The organism is Amycolatopsis sp. NPDC045836 (assembly GCF_056431745.1).
This window is the reverse complement of sequence record NZ_JBWKKF010000002.1, coordinates 59,004-74,403: the sequence shown is the minus strand read 5'-3', so window position 1 is coordinate 74,403 and position 15,400 is coordinate 59,004. Positions and strand designations below refer to the sequence as shown.

Here is a 15,400-nt window from a genome sequence, read left to right as displayed (position 1 = left end):
CACCGAGCCGGCGACCGCCTACCTGCCCGCCGCACCTCCACTGATCCGCTGACCAGGAAGGAAAACGATGCTGAAAGTGCACGCCCTGAAGAAGGGCCGGGCGGTCTGGCAGTACAACCCGAAGACCGCCACCGACGAAAGAGCGGTCATCAACGACATGGTGCCGGTGGCCGGTGGCCGGTTGCGCGTGACCCTCACCCCGGAAGGCCAGCGTCCCCGCACGCTCACGCTGCTGCCCGAGGACTACCTGCGCTGGTGACCAGACCGGAAAGGGGACAGGCATGGCTTCACCGCCGCCGAACGCGGCACAGATCAGGGCACTGCTGGCCAAGGCCGGAGTGCAGCAGCGCAACGGCAAGGACGCCGAGATGACCTGGAAGGAGATCGCCGCCGAGGTCCGCAAGGCCGGACAACACGACCTCGCCGACCTGCTCGAACAACGCGGGCGCTGACCCGCACACCACCCACGAGAAAGGACCGATCCCCATGGCCACCAGGAAACGCGCCCGCGACCTCCAGCGCGGCGACGTGGTGCTGCACAACGACGGCACCCCGCGCGGCACCATCAAGACCGTCAAGGTCACCAAGGACGGCTACGGCGTGCACGACGTCAAGGTCACCTTCACCGACGGCAGCCGCGGCGAGTGGCTCGACGGCCCCGACGTCCGCAGCGGCGTGCCCGTCCAGTAGCACCCGTTTCTTCGCCCCGGTCCGGCAGGCCAGACCTGCCAGTCACTTCCTGCCGGACCGGGTTCCCACATTCCTCACGCGCTCACCAGGTGAGCGCGCTCCGGAAGGAGGACCTCATGCTACGCAACGACGCGGTGTGGGTGAACACCACCGCGACCCCGTACCACAGCGCTACACCGATCCCGCTCAACATCCGGTTCGTCACCGACCGGCCGTTCACGGTGCGGTTCGAGTTCGCCAACCCCGGCGGCTGGGTCGCCTGGGAGTTCGCCCGCTCGCTGCTGCTGGACGGGCTCACCGGCTCGGCCGGCGAGGGCGACGTGCGGTTCTGGTCCGAGCCCGGCGACCCGGGCACGGTCGCGCTGCGTTTGCGCAACGAGGCCGAGCACCTGGTGCTGCGGCTGCCGCGCGCGGACCTCGAACGCGCCGCCGACGCGATGGAACAGCTGGTGCCCGAAGGCCGCGAAGCCGAGTTCGTCGACTGGGACACCGCGCTGGCCTCCCTGGCCACCGGCGGTGATCCCTGGTGAGCCGCGCGGTCGTGGACCTCTCGGCGCTCGTGCGCCCCGGTGACCGGGTGTTCGTCGCGCTGCTGGGCCCGGACGGCACCCCGACCGGCACCGGGCACGCCACCACCGTGCGCCCGGATGGCAGCTACACCAGCCAGGCGCAGGTGGCCGCCGGGCGGGCCCGGGTCGAGACCATCAACCGCCCCGGCCGCGGCCCGCTCCGCTGAGCCGCCAGCCCCGCACCTGAACGCCACCCGCACAGCTTTCCGGCCGGTACGCCGACCCTGACCGCCGCCGCTCAGCGCGCGGCGCTCGACATCACCTCGCGCTCGGCGGCTCCTGCCGCCCGAAGCGCGCACACCACCTCACTTTCCTCTCGCAGAGAAGGGTTCTTCGTCATGGGCAAGTTCATCAAGGGCGTGAAGGCCGCGGCCAAGGCGTTCGACGCCTCGGCCGAATGGGCCGCCAACCGCGGCGCTCCCAAGACCGTCTACGCCCACAGCCACAAGCCCACCACCCCCGGCCGCTGCGGGTGCTGCGGGCGCCGGATTCCCAAGAGCGACAAGCACTGCAACCGGCCCGAGTGCTTCAAGTACTTCCTCGCCGGTTGATCGCCGACTGCCCGCCGCCGCTGACCCGCTGCCCGGAAAGGACTCCAGTCCATGAACCACCCGAACCAGCCCCACAGGCTGTCCGATGAGGAACTGCACACCGCTCTGCGGCTGTGCGCGGGCGGCACCGCCGAACGCGCCGCGATCGATCTGCTGGCCGCACACGAGATCTGGCTGCACCGCGCCGAGTTCGCCCGCCACATCGACGTCGACACCGACCCCGAGATCACCGGCGACGCCCCGGCGGTCGCCACGATCGACTGGGACACCGCGATCCAGCAGGTCGACCGGATGCCCGGCACCGGGTCCGACCTCGCGGTGCTGCGCATCGCGCTGAGCCTGGCCGGCGGGCTGCCGATCGACCTCGGCGACGCGGTACTCGGCCTGGACCGCAGCAACGCCCTGCGGGTGTCCACCGCGATCCTCACCGCGGCCGGTCACTCCCGGGCGCGGCGGCGCCACCGCGGCGGTGAGTCGTGATGTCCACATTCGACGTGCTCCGCCGCTACGGCACCGCCGCGCTGCTGCGCTTCGCCGGTGCGGTCGCGCTGTTCCTGCTGCTGCACCTGATCCGCATCCCGCTCGTGCTCGCCGCGCAGGTGCTGGCCGGGGTGATGTCGCGGGTGGACAGCTACGCGGTACGCCAGGCCAGCACCCCCACAGGCCCGATCAACCACTACTTCACCCCGCAGGAAGGAGGCCGCGATGTCGGCACCTGAGCACCACCCCGACCACGACACCAAGGCCGACCCGCTCGGCGAGGCCGATGAGGCCGACGACCAGGTGATCCGGTTCGAGGCCCGCCAGCAGTTGGTGCTCGGCGCGGCGAACCGGCCCCGTACCCGCACCGAGCGCGGGGTGTCGTGGGCGGTGTGGCACTTCGGCGAGATCACCGCGACCGGCAGCCCGCTGCTGCTGGGCGCGCTCGCCGACGGCCGCATCGCGCTGCTGTCGCTGCCGATCGCCGCAGCCTGGGCCGGGCGCGAGGTCTACCAGCGCCACCGAGCCCAGCCCGCCGGTCACGCCGCGGCGTCCCGGACGCGCCCCCACGCCCCGGGCGACACCGGTGGCATGCCCGGACCTGACCAGGACACGGCGACCACCGCGGCCGGAGACGACGCCGCTCCCGGGCGACCTGAGCACAAGGAGGGCAGCGCGTGAGGAAGCGAGAACGGCGCCGCGCCGCCGCGCACCAGGATCGGCGGCACCGCGAGGCTGCCGAGCGCGCCGTCCGAACCCGGATCACCGCAGAGCGTGTCGCGCTCGGGCGGGCGCGGTGGCATCACCGACGAATCCGGCTGGCCGGTGCGGTGCGCCGCGCCCAGGCGCTGATGCAGAGGAAGGGAGGGAACCAGGATGGCTGACTACTTCGACCGCAAACGGCTCGACGCCGCGGCCAAGGCCCAGCGCAAGCGTGAGGATGAGGCCGCCGCGCTGGCCAACCAGCTCAAGGCCGAGGCAGCCCGCGCCGAACTGGAGCGCCAGAACGCCGCGGCCAAGCGGGAACAGGACCGCGAGGACTTCCTGGCCCGATCCCAGGTCAAGGAGAGCAAAGCCGACCGCCGGTCACAGAAGCTGCGCCGTGGTGCGCGGGCGGTGCGCGGCTGGCTGGCCGAGCACTTCGTGGCGCTGCTGATCTACGGGCTGGCCGCGGCGTCGGCGGCCATGGCGATCCCGTCCATGGCCGCGTTCGGCATCAAGGTCTACGGCCACCCGGGCGGGGCGCTGCTGTTCGTGCTCTCCGAGCTGGGCATGTGGGCCTTCGCCGTCGGCATCACCCGCACCCGCCGCCTCAAGCCCGGGGCGCCGGTGTGGGCGTTCCACGCCGGGATGTGGGCCTTCGCCGTGGTCGCGTTCGTCCTGAACTTCGTCCACGGCATCGCCACCGAACCGGCCCCGGTCCCGGGCGGTGAACCGGTCCCGGGCAGCGCGCTCGACGGGCTGGTCATGGGCGTGGCGTCGGTGGCCGGACTGGTCGCGCACCAACTGCTCATCGCCGCGCCCCGCCGGACCCGCGCCGAGCGGGCCGCCGACCGCATCGCGGCGCGCTCGCTGACCCGCATCAGCCGGGCCCAACGCGCGGCGCTGCGAGCGGCGGTGGCCGAGATCGACGCGGACGGCAGCGCCCGGCTGGTCTACCGGCCCGGCCGCTACCAGGTCCGCCGGTTCCGGCGCGGCCTGGACGACGCCGCGGTGCCGGGGCTGCCGGTCGAGCCGGTGCCGCCGGTGGCCGACTCCCTGGCCGAGGAAGTCGCCGCGTTCCTGGCCACCCAGCCGGACCCGGCCAGCCGGGGCAGCGACACCACCGGCGGCCGGGGCCACAACCGGGGCGAGGACGGCGAGGAACCCGGCGGAGACCGGACCCCGGCCGCCCCCGGCCCCAACCCGGTCTCCGGGGGCGGGGCAGCCACCCCCGATACCGGGTCTGACCAGCATCAGCCGACCCCGGCCAAGCGGCGACCCAGCCGGGCCACGAAGGCCCGGACCCCGCGCCGCCAGCAGCGCACCGACGCCGACCTGCGCGCCGAGTTCGCCGAGGCGATCGCCACCGGCGCGGCCGACAAGAAGAGCCCGACCGGGCGCATCGATCCGAACTCGGCTCAGTCGATCGCCCGGACCCTGCGCTGCGGGGACCACAAAGCGCGCGCCCTGCGCCGCGAGTACCAGAGCAAGGAGGACTAGACCGCCATGAGCGAGACCACCGCCGACCCCGGCAACACCGACGACAGCGACCGGCTGGCCCAGGTACACCACCTGCCCGCCCGCCCCGACACCACCGCTGCCGCCGACCCCGCGCCGGGGTCGGCGGTGACCCCGGCCGAACCCGCCCTCGACGGCGAAGTCGTCTCCGAAGCCGAGTTCCGCCGCCGCTTCCGCGACAGCGCCTCCTACCAACGGGAAAAGCAGAAAGCCCTGGAGCGCTACCGCGGCTACCGGGCCGATGTGGTGTGGGTGGGCCGCACCAGCAAGAAGGGCGCGCAGACCAGTGCCCGAATCCTCAAGACCGGTGGCACGCCGGTGGTGCGGTTCGTGCGCCGTCACGGCACGTTCGTGATCAAGGGCGCTGAGGCCGAACGGCAACGCCGCAAGGCCGAGAACGGGCAGCGCGACGCCCGCGCCGCCCGCGCCCAAGCCCTGCGCGACGGGGACTTCGCGCAGGTCAGCCAGCTCAACGAGCAGATCCAGCAGCAGCGGCACGTGCGGGTGGACACCCTGACCAAGTGGGCCGAACTGGTCTGGATGATCACCCGCAAGGTGGCGTTGGCGCTGGTCATCGCCCTGGGGGTGGCGCTGGTCGTGGGCGTGCTCAACGGGTTCGGGCGCTGGATGGGCGAGTGGGGGATCGGCGAAACCCTCGACACCATCGGCGCCATCATCGCGACCACCGCTGAAATCGTCGCGTTCAGCGTCACCCACTGGTGGGCCTTCGCCGCCGGCGCCGGGGTGGTGTGGCTCTCGCGGCGCTGGCGCGATGGCACCAAGCTCGGTGAGCAGGTACTGCCCGAGGTGCTGCGCCGCGACGCCAAGCGCACCGCCTACCTCGAACTGAACGAGAACACGCTGGTCAAAGCCCTGGCGAACATCGGGCACGCCAAGCTCGGGGCGCAGATCAAGGACGGCTGGCCCAACCGGGACACCGACCAGGCGTGGGTGCAGTTCCCGATCATGGCCGAGGGCGGCAAGGGCTACACCGCCAAGCTGCGGCTGCCCATGTCCGCCTCGGTGGCCGAGGTCAACCAGAAGAAGGAGCTGCTCGCGCACAACCTGGGCTGCCGCCCGCAGGAGCTGTTCCTCGACACCGACCCCGACGACCCCACCGTGCTGGACCTGTTCCGGCTCGAACCTGGGGTGCTGCGTGAGCCGGTGCCGCCGTCTCCGCTGCTCAACGAGGGTGTGACCTGCGATTTCTTCGCCGGTTTCCCGGTGGGGATGAGCCCGCGCGGCAACGAGGTCACCACCACGGTGTTCGAGCGCAACTTCGTGTTCTCCGGGGCGATGGGCTCGGGCAAAACCACCTTCGTGCTCAGCTTGCTCGCCGCGGCGGCCCTGGACCCGCTGGTCGACATCGACGTGTTCGTCTTCGCCGAGAACAACGACTTCGATCCGCTGGAACCGGTGCTGTCCACCTTCGTCAAGGGCGACTCCAAGGACAACGTGCAGGGCTGCCTCGACCACATCAGCAACCTGCACGCCGACCTCGCCAATCGGGGAAAACTGCTGGTCAAACACAACGTGAAGGAGGTCAACCGGGAGGTCGCGGCCAAGGAACCCGGCCTGCGGCCCCGGCTCGTGGTCATCGACGAGTGCCAGAGCTTTTTCCGCCAAGGCACCCCGGAAGAACGCAAGGAAGTCGTCGACCAGGTGGTGCGGTTCTACTCCGCCGCCCGCAAGTACGGGGTGGTGCTGGTCTTCGCCACCCCGAACCCCTCGGACGCCTCCCTGCCGCGTGACCTGGTCGCGGTGACCAGCAACAAAGCCTGTGGCGCGATCGGGGACAAGCTGCGCAACAACGTCGTGCTGGGGGAGAAAGCCCATGAAAACGGCATCTCCGCCCTCGGGCTCAAGCCCAAGACCCGCGACAAGCTCAACGACGCCGGAACCCTGATTACCGTCGGTTTCATGGACACCGCCGGTGCCGTGCGCAGCTACTACTACAGCAGCGAGCAACTGAGCCAGATCGGCGAACGCGGCGCCGAACTGCGGGGTGGCACGCTCACCCCGAACACGCTGGAACCGCAGGTCAGGAACCTGATCGAGGACCTGAACACCGTCATGACCGGGCACGAACCGGTAAACGCCGGCGACCTGGTCGGCGCCCTGCGCAACCTCGCCCCCGGCTACAAGCCGTACAAGGAGCTGAGCAAGCCCAAACTGGTCGCCGAACTGGACCGGCTGGGCATCAAACCACCCTCGACCGGCAACCTGTACCCCGTCGATCCGGTCACGGTGCGTCAACTCCACGCTGGGCAAGCTGCCCAGCTCGACCGAGGCACCGACACGGACTGAGTTACGGGCACCAGCGCCCGCGCAACCTCCCGATTCTGGGGGGTGCGCGGGCGTTTCCGGCCCCTGAGCTGGTCCGTAACTTCGTAACTTTCCGCTGATCAAACAGGGTTACAGGACATTTTCAGGACAAGTTACATCCGTAACTCGGTTCCCGGGTCGTAACTCCGGCGGTAACTCGCCCGTACCGAGCCGCTGAACCTGCCCGGGCCAGTTCCCTGCACTCATCGACAGCTACTGAAAGTGACATTCGGCGGTGGGTGTTGCCTGCGCACCGCCCTGAATCGAGGAGGAGACCACCGCGATGCCCCATCAGCACGATGCCGCCGCAATCGCCGCGTGCCTGCGTCAGACCGACACCGTGGAGGAAGGCGCCGCGTACCTGAGCGCGCTGCGCCTGCCCCGGCAGGACCTGCTCGCCGTCGCCACCGCGCTGCATCTCACGCGCGTGGACCGCCTGAGTATGAAGGGCTTGACCGAACGGGTGCTCAAGCAGGCGATCAGCGACCGGCGCAAGTTCGCAGGGCTGCGCAAGTGGTAGCGCCCTGGCGCTAAGCAAATCCCGTAGATCCGGCTCCGCATCGCGGTGGCCGGTGCTTCGTCCTGCCCGCACTCGAAAGGACCCGCCGATGGCCCGCCGTCCGGTGGCCGCGCTGGCGTTGTTCGCCGCGCTGCAAGCCACCTTCTCCGACATCCATCCGTTCTGCGACCAGATAGTGCAGCACTCCGGCGACGCGATCGACAAGGCCAAGCCTGGCCCGGCTGGGCGCCGGGCCTGCTCCCGGCACGTGGCCACCTACACCGCCGGGCAACTGCTGGCCGCCACCGCCGTGACCCGCGCCCTCGGCTACCGCGTGCCCACCGGCGGGCTGCTGGCCGGCGCCGGGGTCAACGCCGCCACCCACTACCTGATCGACCGCCGCGCACCGCTGATCAGGTTCCTGCGCAGCAATCTGATCGGCAAAGGCGGCTATCTCGACCACGCCACCGTCCAGCGCCGGGTGGCGCCCGACGGAACACCGGTCGTGGACACCGCTGGGCCCGGCACCGCGCTCATGGAATGCGACCAGGCCGTCCACCGTGCGATCTCCGTGGCTGCCTCGCTGCTGACCACCTGGCTCGCGCTGCGTGCCACCAAGCGCTGACCACCTCGCCGGGCCCAGCGGACCGGGTGCCGCCTGCGCCCGCTGCCGACCCGCCGGTGCCACCGGCCCGCGACCCGCGCCGGTCGCGGGCACCCCACGCGCACACACGCCATCGCCGTACCTCCGCTTCGTTCCGGGCTGCCCGCGCCACGCGGGCCGCTCACCCCCAAACCGCGGTGAACCCGCCGCCCTGTCGCGACACCACCCGAAAGGACGACCCACCGCCATGTCCCGCGAGCCCGCCGCACCAGCCAGCGCCTCTCTGCGGGGCCGCTACGGGCGCGGCCTGTGGCGCTGCCGCCGCTGCCGCACCCGCAACACCCCCGACCGCACCACCTGCGAGGGCTGCCCCTGCCGCCGCCCCCGCCACTGAAAGCCCCAAGCCCAGGAAGGAATCCCGACGATGCTCACTGCCTCACGGTCCGCTTCCAGCCCACCCGCCAGCGCCGCCGCGCTCACCTCGGCGACGGTCCACTACACCCGCCGCGACCGGCACACCGTGCTCGGCGAGGCCACGACCCCCGGGCTGATCGTGGCCCCCGACATCGCCGACGGCGCGTTCACTGGCGCGTGGGTCGTGGTGCACAGCCGGTCCGGGCGAATGCTGCCCGTGACCGAGCCCTGCGGGCTGGCCCACGCCCGCCAGTACGCCACCGCGCTGGCCGCGCTGGACACCGACTGGACCCGCGACGAAGAGCAGGTGCGTGGCGACGAGGAGCTGCGGGCCGCGCTGCGGTCGCTGCTGTGGACCCTCGACCTCGCCGTGTCCGGTGGCCGGCCGCTGTGGTGGGCACGCTGGTCGCTGCACCAGTGCGCCCCGCTGTGGACGGTCACCCACGAGAACGGCGTTGCCTGGTGCGGCGGCTTCTCCTGGCTGACCCGGTTCCTCGACGGGCGCGGCGACCTCGGCGACTTCACCGTCACCTACGACCCGGCCCCCACCTGGCAGCTGCGCTGCGCCGCCCCGGGCTGCGCCGCGGTGGTCGTCCACGACGAGGACGACGAACCCGGTGGCACCGCCCGCACCACCTGCCGCCGCGAGCTGATCCGGCTCGCGCACGAACAGTGCTGGCATCGGCACGAGCCCGGGCGCTGGACCTGCCCCGCCTGCACGCTCACGCACCAGCCGATCACCCCCGCCGAACTGGCCTGGTGAACCCTTTCCGGTAACCCGGACCGCGCTTCCCCTCGGCCCCGGCGAACCCGTCGCCGGGGCCTTGTCACATCCACAGGAAGGAACACCATGGCCGCCGAAATCCGCCAGAAGACCGAAACCATCCGCACCCGCTGCTTCGAATGCAACTCGGTCGCCCACCTGACGTTCACCGCCAAGGGCAGGGTCGGACAGCCCGTGCGAGCCACCGCCAGCGGTGTGTGCGAGGACGGCCACACCGTCACCAAGCACCGCGACATCCGCATCGACTAGGTCCCACCACCGTTTCCACGCGATGCCCGGTGAGCGCCGGGCACGGAGCGCTCCTCCACGGAACTCCCGCACCCGCTACGACCTTCCAGGCCCCGGCGAACTCACTCGCCGGGGCCTTCTCACACCCGCAGAAAGGACCGGCCCGCCATGGCCGACACCCGCGGAGTGGCCATGCCCGCTCAGGTCGCCTGCTTCATCTGCAACGCACCCACCATGGCCGAAACCTGTTGCTTGGACTGCTGGCACGCCGATGAGGGCGCTGGCGCCCACTGCGGCACCTGCGACTGCTGCCGCCGCCACGGCAAGTAGCCCGGCTGCTGATCACCCCTGACCTCCGCGACGCCCGCCGACGGCTGACCAGAAAGGACAGAGCAATGACCAACAACGACGACGTGGACCCGTGGCCTGCCGGGGCCGATAACTCCGTGGACGAGAAGACCGCCAGCGCGGATCAGGATCTCAGCTGGCGGCACCTGTCCAACTGAGCAACCACCGACCTCCGCGACGCCCCGGCGAACTGATCGCCGGGGCGTCGCCTTCTTCCGAGGAGTTCTTCGTGCACACCGTCGATACCGACCTGACCGCGCTGGGCCGCAGCCTGCGCGAGTGGGCGCTGTATCTGGCCGGGCGCGACTGGGCGGTGTTCCCGCTGCGCCCCGGCACCAAGCGCGAGCCCGCCATCAGGGACTGGGAAAACCGGGCCAGCAGCGACACCGCCCGCGTGGGCCGCGCCTGGGACCGCGGCGAGTTCAACATCGGGCTGGCCACCGGCCCGTCCGGACTGGTCGTGATCGACCTCGACCTGCCCAAGCACGGCGACACCGACCCCGACGGCACCACCGCGCTGGCCGCCCTAGCCACCGAACGCGGCGGCCCACTGCCCGAGACCTGGACCGTGCACACCCCCTCCGGGGGACGGCACCTGTACTACCGCTGCCCACCCGGGGTGCGGCTGCGCAACACCGGCGGCACCCTCGCCTCCTGCGTCGACACCCGCGCGTGGGGCGGATACGTGGTGACACCCGGCTCGGTCACCGACCAAGGCGCCTACACCCTGCACGACGACCGCGACCCGGTCGAGCTGCCCGCCTGGCTGGTGCAGGCATGCGCCGAACGGCTCACCACCACCACGGGCGGGCCGCTGACCATCCGCACCGGCCACACCTGCGCCTACGGCGCCGCCGCGCTGCGCGGGGAATGCGACCGCATCCGTGCCGCCGCACCCGGCCAGCACAACCCGACGCTGGCCAGCGCCGCCTACACCATCGGGCGCAAGGTCGGCGCCGGACTGCTCGACGCCGCCACCGCACGCGCCGACCTGATCGCCGCCGGGAACACCCTCATCGGCACCGAGCACTGGCCACCCCACACCGGCGAAGTCGCCCGCGTCGTCGACGCCGGACTCACCGCCGGCGCCCGCAACCCCGTCGCCCGCAAGGAGACCGCATGAGCGACACCTCCAGCACCGACCTGCCGCCCACGATGCCGGAGGGGCGAGAACCGCTGCTCTGCATCGACGCCGACTGTCCCGGCTGCGGCTGGCCCGAACGCTGGTTCTCCCCGTGCCGCTGGCTCTTCGGCTGCCCGAAGTGCACCCACGTCTCGACCGAACGTGGCGCCTGACCAACCCGCTCGTCTTGAAAGGACACCCACCTGGTGACCATGCCTCCAGACCCCTTCGCCGACGATCAGCACGACTTCACCGGACTATTCCCCGAACTCAGCGACATCCAGGTGACCGAGCCGCTGACCGTCCAGGAACGCCGCGCGCTGGTGGCCGACCGGAAACAGCTCACCGAGTACCAGTCCCTGCTTGCCCCCCGGGGTGTGCGGGGCATCGCCGTGGGCTGCGGCGAATGCGACCAGCCGCATTACCACGACTGGCAGTTGCTGCTGGGCAACATCGAGCAGTTGCTCCACCAGGGCAGCGTCCGCCCGCACGAACCGGCCTGTCACCCCGACCCAGCCTGCTACGTCAGCTGGGACTACTGCCGCGGTTTCGCCGACGCCCTCGCCTGACCCTCCGTTCTCGCCCGATCCGGCCCCGCCGGTGACGCCCGCCGCCCTCGGCCGTCACCGGCGGGGCCTTCCACTGTCCGGAGAGGACATGCACGATGAGTGATCACAGCGCAATCGAGTGGACCGACGCCACCTGGAACCCCGTCACCGGCTGCACCAAAGTCAGCGCCGGGTGCGAGAACTGCTACGCCGAGACCTTCGCCGAACGATTCCGCGGCGTGCCAGGCCATCACTTCGAAAACGGCTTCGACGTTCAGCTTAGGCCGGACAAGCTGACGCTCCCGACACGGTGGCGCAAGCCGCGACGTGTGTTCGTCAACAGCATGTCCGACTTGTTCCACAAGGACGTGCCCGACGAGTACATCGCCAAAGTGTTCGCCGTGATGGCCATGACCCCGCAGCACACCTACCAGCTGCTGACCAAGCGGCATGCTCGCATGCGGTCCCTGCTGGCCAGCGTGGATTTCCGGCACCGGGTGGCCGCAGTGGGCCGCGCCCAGCTCATCGGCTGCCAGCAGGACTGGCTCGCCGCCGGCGCCCTGCTCGGCGGCCAGCCCCTGCCCAACGTCTGGTTCGGTGTCTCGGCCGAGGACCAGGCCACCGCGAACCTGCGGATCCCGGCCCTGCTGGAGACCCCGGCCGCGGTCCGGTTCGTCTCCGCCGAGCCCCTGCTCGGGCCGGTCGAGCTGACCGCCCTGCAGCGGCGGCCCGGCGGTCCGCTGATCGACGCGCTGGCCGGTGAGGTGCGTGACCACGACGGCACCGTCTACGCCGCCGCGCCCGGCTGCCTGGACTGGGTGATCGCCGGAGGCGAATCCGGGCACGGTGCCCGCCCGATGGACCCGCAGTGGGTCCGCTCACTGCGCGACCAGTGCCAGGCCGCCGGGCGGGCATTCCTGTTCAAGCAGTGGGGAGCCTGGGCTCCCGCCGACCGAGGCATCGGCCGGTTCCGCCCACCAGAGTGCCTGATCGGTAAGCCGCTGGACGACATGGGGCATCGGCAGATCATGCGCCGCACCGCCAAACACGCCGCGGGCCGAACCCTCGACGGCCACACCCACACCGCCTTCCCCCACCCGCACGCCTGAACCACGTCCCACCGATCCGGCTCCGCCGGTGACGCCCGCCGCCCTCGGCCGTCACCGGCGGGGCTTTCCACTGTCCTGCCCACAACCCGGAGGGACCGCTGTTGATGCAGAACACCCTGGGAACCCTGATCGCCACGATCGGCCCGCCCGGTGCCGGGAAAACCACTCTGCGCCGCCAGCACGCCCCGCGCGGCGCGGTCGTGGTCTCGCTCGACGACCTACGTGCCCAGCTGTCGCCGTGCGGCTGCTCGGGTGACCTCTCGGTCCAGCCGGCCGCGCACCGGCTCGGCATGTCCATCACCGACCAGGTGCTGTCCTTCGGCGGCACCGTGTGGTGGGACGTCACCTGCTTCTCCCTGCGGTTCCGGGCGCGGCTGCTCACCCTGGCCGCCGCACACCGCGCCCGCACCGTCGGCCTGGTGCTCCTGCCCCCGCTGCTGACCGTGCTCGCCCGCAACGGCGGGCGTGACCCGCGGGTGTGCGCGGTCTGCGGCACCGCCCGCCGGGTGCCGGATCACCGGGTGTGGGCCTTCCACAACGACATCACCGCCGCGCTGCCCGGCCTGCACCGCGAGGGCTGGCACGAACTGCACTACCTCGAACTTCCGCCCTACCTGCACACCCACCCGAACCCGTGACACCCCAACGACAAGGAAGGGCCTCTTTCGTGGCTGCCATCGTTCACCGCTGTGCCTGCGGGCACCTCGACGCCTTCCACATGGTCCACCCCCAGACCCACACCCGCAGGTGCTCCATGTCCGGGTGCGCCTGCACTGGCGTTGAGCCCGGAGCGGGCGCGCCCGAGATCATCCCCACCTGGTCGCCGTCGGGCTCGGCGACCGGGCCGACCAAGCTGGACCCGCGCCTGATCGAGCCCGGGACCATCGACGCGCCCGGACTGGGCACGTTCTGCGCCTGCGACGCCTGCAAGGCGCTCTACGCGGGCGAGGGGAGCCCCGCCTGATGTTCACGTGCAACGACTGGTTCTGCGGCTTCGGCGGCAGCTCCCAGGGGCTGACCGCGGTGCCCGGGGTGGAGCTGCTGCTCGCTGCGAACCACAGCGAGCTGGCGGTGCGCGTGCACCAGATGAACTTCCCCGGCACCCGGCACTACCGCGGCGACATCCCCAAGGCCGAGGTCAAGCGGATGCCGCGCGCGGACCTGTTCTGGGCCAGCCCGGCCTGTCCGCCGTGGACCGACGCGCGCGGGAAGAAGCGCGACTTCGACAAGTCCACCCAGGCCACGCTGTTCGACCTCGACACCGGCGAGGTCGTTACCACCGACCCGGAGGTGGAGCGGGCGCGGGCGCTGATGGAAGAGGTCCCGCGCTACCTGCGGGCGATGAACCGCAAGGGCCGCCCGGTGCTGGGCGGGGTGGTGGAGAACGTGGTGCAAGTCCGCAAGTGGGCCGAGTTCTCCCGCTGGCGCCTGGAGATCGAGCTGCTGGGTTACCGGACCCGGGTGATCGCGCTGAACGCCATGCACGTCACCGGTCCGGTGCTCGGCCGGGTCGCCCAGTCGCGCAACCGGTTCTTCCTGGCCTACTGGCTGGCCACCGCGCCCGCGCCGGACTGGGATAAGTGGTTGCGGCCGAAGGCGTACTGCACGGCCTGCGACGCGGTGATCGACGCGGTGCAGAGCTGGAAACAGCCCGGGGTGGACATGGGCGTCTACGGCCTCCGCCACGGCCAGTACGTCTACCGCTGCCCGCACCGGGCGTGCCGCAACGCGATCGTCGAACCCGAGGTGCTCCCGGCGGCGACGGTGATCGACTGGTCGCTGCCACCGGGGCAGCGCATCGCCGAACGCGTCGACGCCCAGGGCCGCCCGGACCCGCTCAAGCCGGCCACCCTGGCCCGCATCGAAGCCGGGCTGGCCCGCTACGGCGGGGCGATGCTGGTCCCGGCCGGAGGCACCCGCCGACGGCACGCCAGCCCGCTGGACACGCCGATGCCCACCCGCACCACCCGCGAATCCGACGGGCTGGTGTGCCCGCCGCTGGTGGTCCCGGTGGCCAAACGCGCCGGAGTCGACACCGCCAAGCCGGTGCAGGCGCCGCTGGCCACGCAGACCTGCCGCCGCGAGCACGCCGTCGTAATCCCGCCCGAGATTCCGCCGTTCATCTCCCTGATGCGCGGCGGCGGCTCGAAAACCACCGCCTACCCCGTCGACGAGGCACCGCTGCCCGCGGTGTCGGCGCAGGGCAACCACCACGGCCTGGTCGGCCCGCCGGCCGAGGCCGGGGCGCTGCTGCTCGCCTACTACAGCAACGGCACCGCCCGCCCGGTCAGCGAACCGGTCGGCACCCTGACCACCCGCGACCGCTACGCCCTGATCCGCCCCACCGCGGCCCAGGTCGCCGGGCAGTGCACCTTCCGGATGCTCGAACCCCACGAAGTCGGCGCCGGAATGGGCTTCCGCCCCGGCTACCAGGTCACCGGCACCAAACGCGAGCGCGTGCACGGCTACGGCAACGCCGTACCCCCAGCCATGGCCGAAGTCCTGTTCTCCGCCCTGACCGAAGCGCTCTCCGGCGAAGCGCTCGAACCCGCCGCCTGAGCACGGAAAGGAGGCATTGCGATGCCGCGTCACCTCACCACCCACACCCCGTTGCTGGCCGCGCAGCTGGGCCTGGCCGACGACAGCGACACCGCATGGATGGCCCACGGGCTGTGCGCCCAGACCGACCCGGACGCCTTCCACCCCGACCGGGGCGTCAGCACTGCAGCCGCGAAACGCACCTGCCACGGCTGCCCGGTGCGAACGCGCTGCCTGGAACACGCGCTGACCCAGAACGAGCGCCTCGGCGTGTGGGGCGGGCTCACCGCCGCCGAGCGCCACCGGCTGAAGAAGAACCGCGCGAACCCCGCGGCCTGAACGACCCCGGCACCACCGCGGGCCCGCTGCT

Annotated in this window: 24 protein-coding genes; all 24 read left to right on the top strand. The window is 71.6% G+C overall.

Going from position 1 to position 15,400, the window contains the following annotated elements; translation table 11 throughout:
* Window positions 1-67 precede the first annotated feature (67 nt).
* The 24 genes from AC07EG_RS03085 (at window position 68) to AC07EG_RS02970 (ending at window position 15,369) form a co-directional block, all read left to right on the top strand.
* Complete coding sequence (locus tag AC07EG_RS03085; protein ID WP_478251313.1) at window positions 68-259, top strand: hypothetical protein; 192 nt, start codon at window positions 68-70, stop codon at window positions 257-259.
* A 22-nt stretch (window positions 260-281) separates the two neighbouring features.
* Window positions 282-452, top strand: a complete 171-nt coding sequence (locus AC07EG_RS03080; RefSeq protein ID WP_478251312.1) for a hypothetical protein — start codon at window positions 282-284, stop codon at window positions 450-452.
* Window positions 453-486: 34 nt separating this feature from the next.
* Window positions 487-690: a hypothetical protein gene (locus AC07EG_RS03075; RefSeq protein WP_478251311.1), complete on the top strand. Its 204-nt coding sequence runs from the start codon at window positions 487-489 to the stop codon at window positions 688-690.
* 116 nt (window positions 691-806) lie between these two features.
* Entirely contained in the window at window positions 807-1,220 is a 414-nt protein-coding gene (locus tag AC07EG_RS03070) for an SsgA family sporulation/cell division regulator (protein WP_478251310.1), read from the top strand.
* Window positions 1,217-1,426, top strand: coding sequence for a hypothetical protein (locus tag AC07EG_RS03065; RefSeq protein ID WP_478251309.1), 210 nt, complete (start codon window positions 1,217-1,219; stop codon window positions 1,424-1,426). The genes AC07EG_RS03070 and AC07EG_RS03065 overlap by 4 nt, the downstream gene beginning before the upstream one ends.
* 171 nt (window positions 1,427-1,597) lie before the next feature.
* The gene (locus tag AC07EG_RS03060) at window positions 1,598-1,810 is read left to right on the top strand and encodes a hypothetical protein (RefSeq protein ID WP_478251308.1); all 213 of its coding nucleotides are present in this window, start codon (window positions 1,598-1,600) and stop codon (window positions 1,808-1,810) included.
* A gap of 51 nt (window positions 1,811-1,861) precedes the next feature.
* On the top strand, window positions 1,862-2,290 hold the full coding sequence (locus AC07EG_RS03055; protein ID WP_478251307.1) for a hypothetical protein: 429 nt from the start codon (window positions 1,862-1,864) through the stop codon (window positions 2,288-2,290).
* The gene (locus AC07EG_RS03050) at window positions 2,290-2,529 is read left to right on the top strand and encodes a hypothetical protein (protein ID WP_478251306.1); all 240 of its coding nucleotides are present in this window, start codon (window positions 2,290-2,292) and stop codon (window positions 2,527-2,529) included. Before AC07EG_RS03055 ends, AC07EG_RS03050 begins: the two co-directional genes overlap by 1 nt.
* Window positions 2,516-2,971 (top strand): hypothetical protein, encoded by a 456-nt coding sequence (locus AC07EG_RS03045; RefSeq protein WP_478251305.1) that lies wholly within the window; start codon window positions 2,516-2,518, stop codon window positions 2,969-2,971. The genes AC07EG_RS03050 and AC07EG_RS03045 overlap by 14 nt, the downstream gene beginning before the upstream one ends.
* Window positions 2,968-3,174 (top strand): hypothetical protein, encoded by a 207-nt coding sequence (locus AC07EG_RS03040; RefSeq protein WP_478251304.1) that lies wholly within the window; start codon window positions 2,968-2,970, stop codon window positions 3,172-3,174. The genes AC07EG_RS03045 and AC07EG_RS03040 overlap by 4 nt, the downstream gene beginning before the upstream one ends.
* Window positions 3,167-4,492, top strand: coding sequence for a hypothetical protein (locus AC07EG_RS03035; protein WP_478251303.1), 1,326 nt, complete (start codon window positions 3,167-3,169; stop codon window positions 4,490-4,492). The genes AC07EG_RS03040 and AC07EG_RS03035 overlap by 8 nt, the downstream gene beginning before the upstream one ends.
* Window positions 4,493-4,498: 6 nt before the next feature.
* Window positions 4,499-6,817 (top strand): zonular occludens toxin domain-containing protein, encoded by a 2,319-nt coding sequence (locus AC07EG_RS03030; RefSeq protein ID WP_478251302.1) that lies wholly within the window; start codon window positions 4,499-4,501, stop codon window positions 6,815-6,817.
* 301 nt (window positions 6,818-7,118) lie between these two features.
* Window positions 7,119-7,355, top strand: coding sequence for a hypothetical protein (locus AC07EG_RS03025; RefSeq protein ID WP_478251301.1), 237 nt, complete (start codon window positions 7,119-7,121; stop codon window positions 7,353-7,355).
* Between the two features lie 88 nt (window positions 7,356-7,443).
* Window positions 7,444-7,959, top strand: coding sequence for a hypothetical protein (locus AC07EG_RS03020; protein WP_478251300.1), 516 nt, complete (start codon window positions 7,444-7,446; stop codon window positions 7,957-7,959).
* Window positions 7,960-8,362: 403 nt separating this feature from the next.
* Window positions 8,363-9,115 carry a hypothetical protein gene (locus tag AC07EG_RS03015; RefSeq protein WP_478251299.1) on the top strand — a complete coding sequence of 251 codons (753 nt, stop codon included), beginning with the start codon at window positions 8,363-8,365 and terminating at the stop codon, window positions 9,113-9,115.
* An 87-nt stretch (window positions 9,116-9,202) separates the two neighbouring features.
* Window positions 9,203-9,385, top strand: a complete 183-nt coding sequence (locus tag AC07EG_RS03010) for a hypothetical protein (protein WP_478251298.1) — start codon at window positions 9,203-9,205, stop codon at window positions 9,383-9,385.
* A gap of 556 nt (window positions 9,386-9,941) precedes the next feature.
* A complete protein-coding gene (locus AC07EG_RS03005) occupies window positions 9,942-10,835 on the top strand; it encodes a bifunctional DNA primase/polymerase (RefSeq protein WP_478251297.1) in 894 nt (297 codons plus the stop codon).
* Window positions 10,832-11,008: a hypothetical protein gene (locus AC07EG_RS03000; RefSeq protein ID WP_478251296.1), complete on the top strand. Its 177-nt coding sequence runs from the start codon at window positions 10,832-10,834 to the stop codon at window positions 11,006-11,008. The genes AC07EG_RS03005 and AC07EG_RS03000 overlap by 4 nt, the downstream gene beginning before the upstream one ends.
* A gap of 39 nt (window positions 11,009-11,047) precedes the next feature.
* Entirely contained in the window at window positions 11,048-11,404 is a 357-nt protein-coding gene (locus tag AC07EG_RS02995) for a DUF5319 family protein (RefSeq protein WP_478251750.1), read from the top strand.
* Between the two features lie 95 nt (window positions 11,405-11,499).
* Window positions 11,500-12,492 carry a DUF5131 family protein gene (locus tag AC07EG_RS02990; protein ID WP_478251295.1) on the top strand — a complete coding sequence of 331 codons (993 nt, stop codon included), beginning with the start codon at window positions 11,500-11,502 and terminating at the stop codon, window positions 12,490-12,492.
* 104 nt (window positions 12,493-12,596) lie between these two features.
* On the top strand, window positions 12,597-13,130 hold the full coding sequence (locus tag AC07EG_RS02985; protein ID WP_478251294.1) for an AAA family ATPase: 534 nt from the start codon (window positions 12,597-12,599) through the stop codon (window positions 13,128-13,130).
* A gap of 29 nt (window positions 13,131-13,159) precedes the next feature.
* Window positions 13,160-13,456, top strand: a complete 297-nt coding sequence (locus tag AC07EG_RS02980) for a hypothetical protein (protein ID WP_478251293.1) — start codon at window positions 13,160-13,162, stop codon at window positions 13,454-13,456.
* Window positions 13,456-15,051 carry a DNA cytosine methyltransferase gene (locus AC07EG_RS02975; protein WP_478251292.1) on the top strand — a complete coding sequence of 532 codons (1,596 nt, stop codon included), beginning with the start codon at window positions 13,456-13,458 and terminating at the stop codon, window positions 15,049-15,051. The genes AC07EG_RS02980 and AC07EG_RS02975 overlap by 1 nt, the downstream gene beginning before the upstream one ends.
* 21 nt (window positions 15,052-15,072) lie before the next feature.
* Complete coding sequence (locus AC07EG_RS02970) at window positions 15,073-15,369, top strand: WhiB family transcriptional regulator (protein ID WP_478251291.1); 297 nt, start codon at window positions 15,073-15,075, stop codon at window positions 15,367-15,369.
* Window positions 15,370-15,400: the final 31 nt, after the last annotated feature.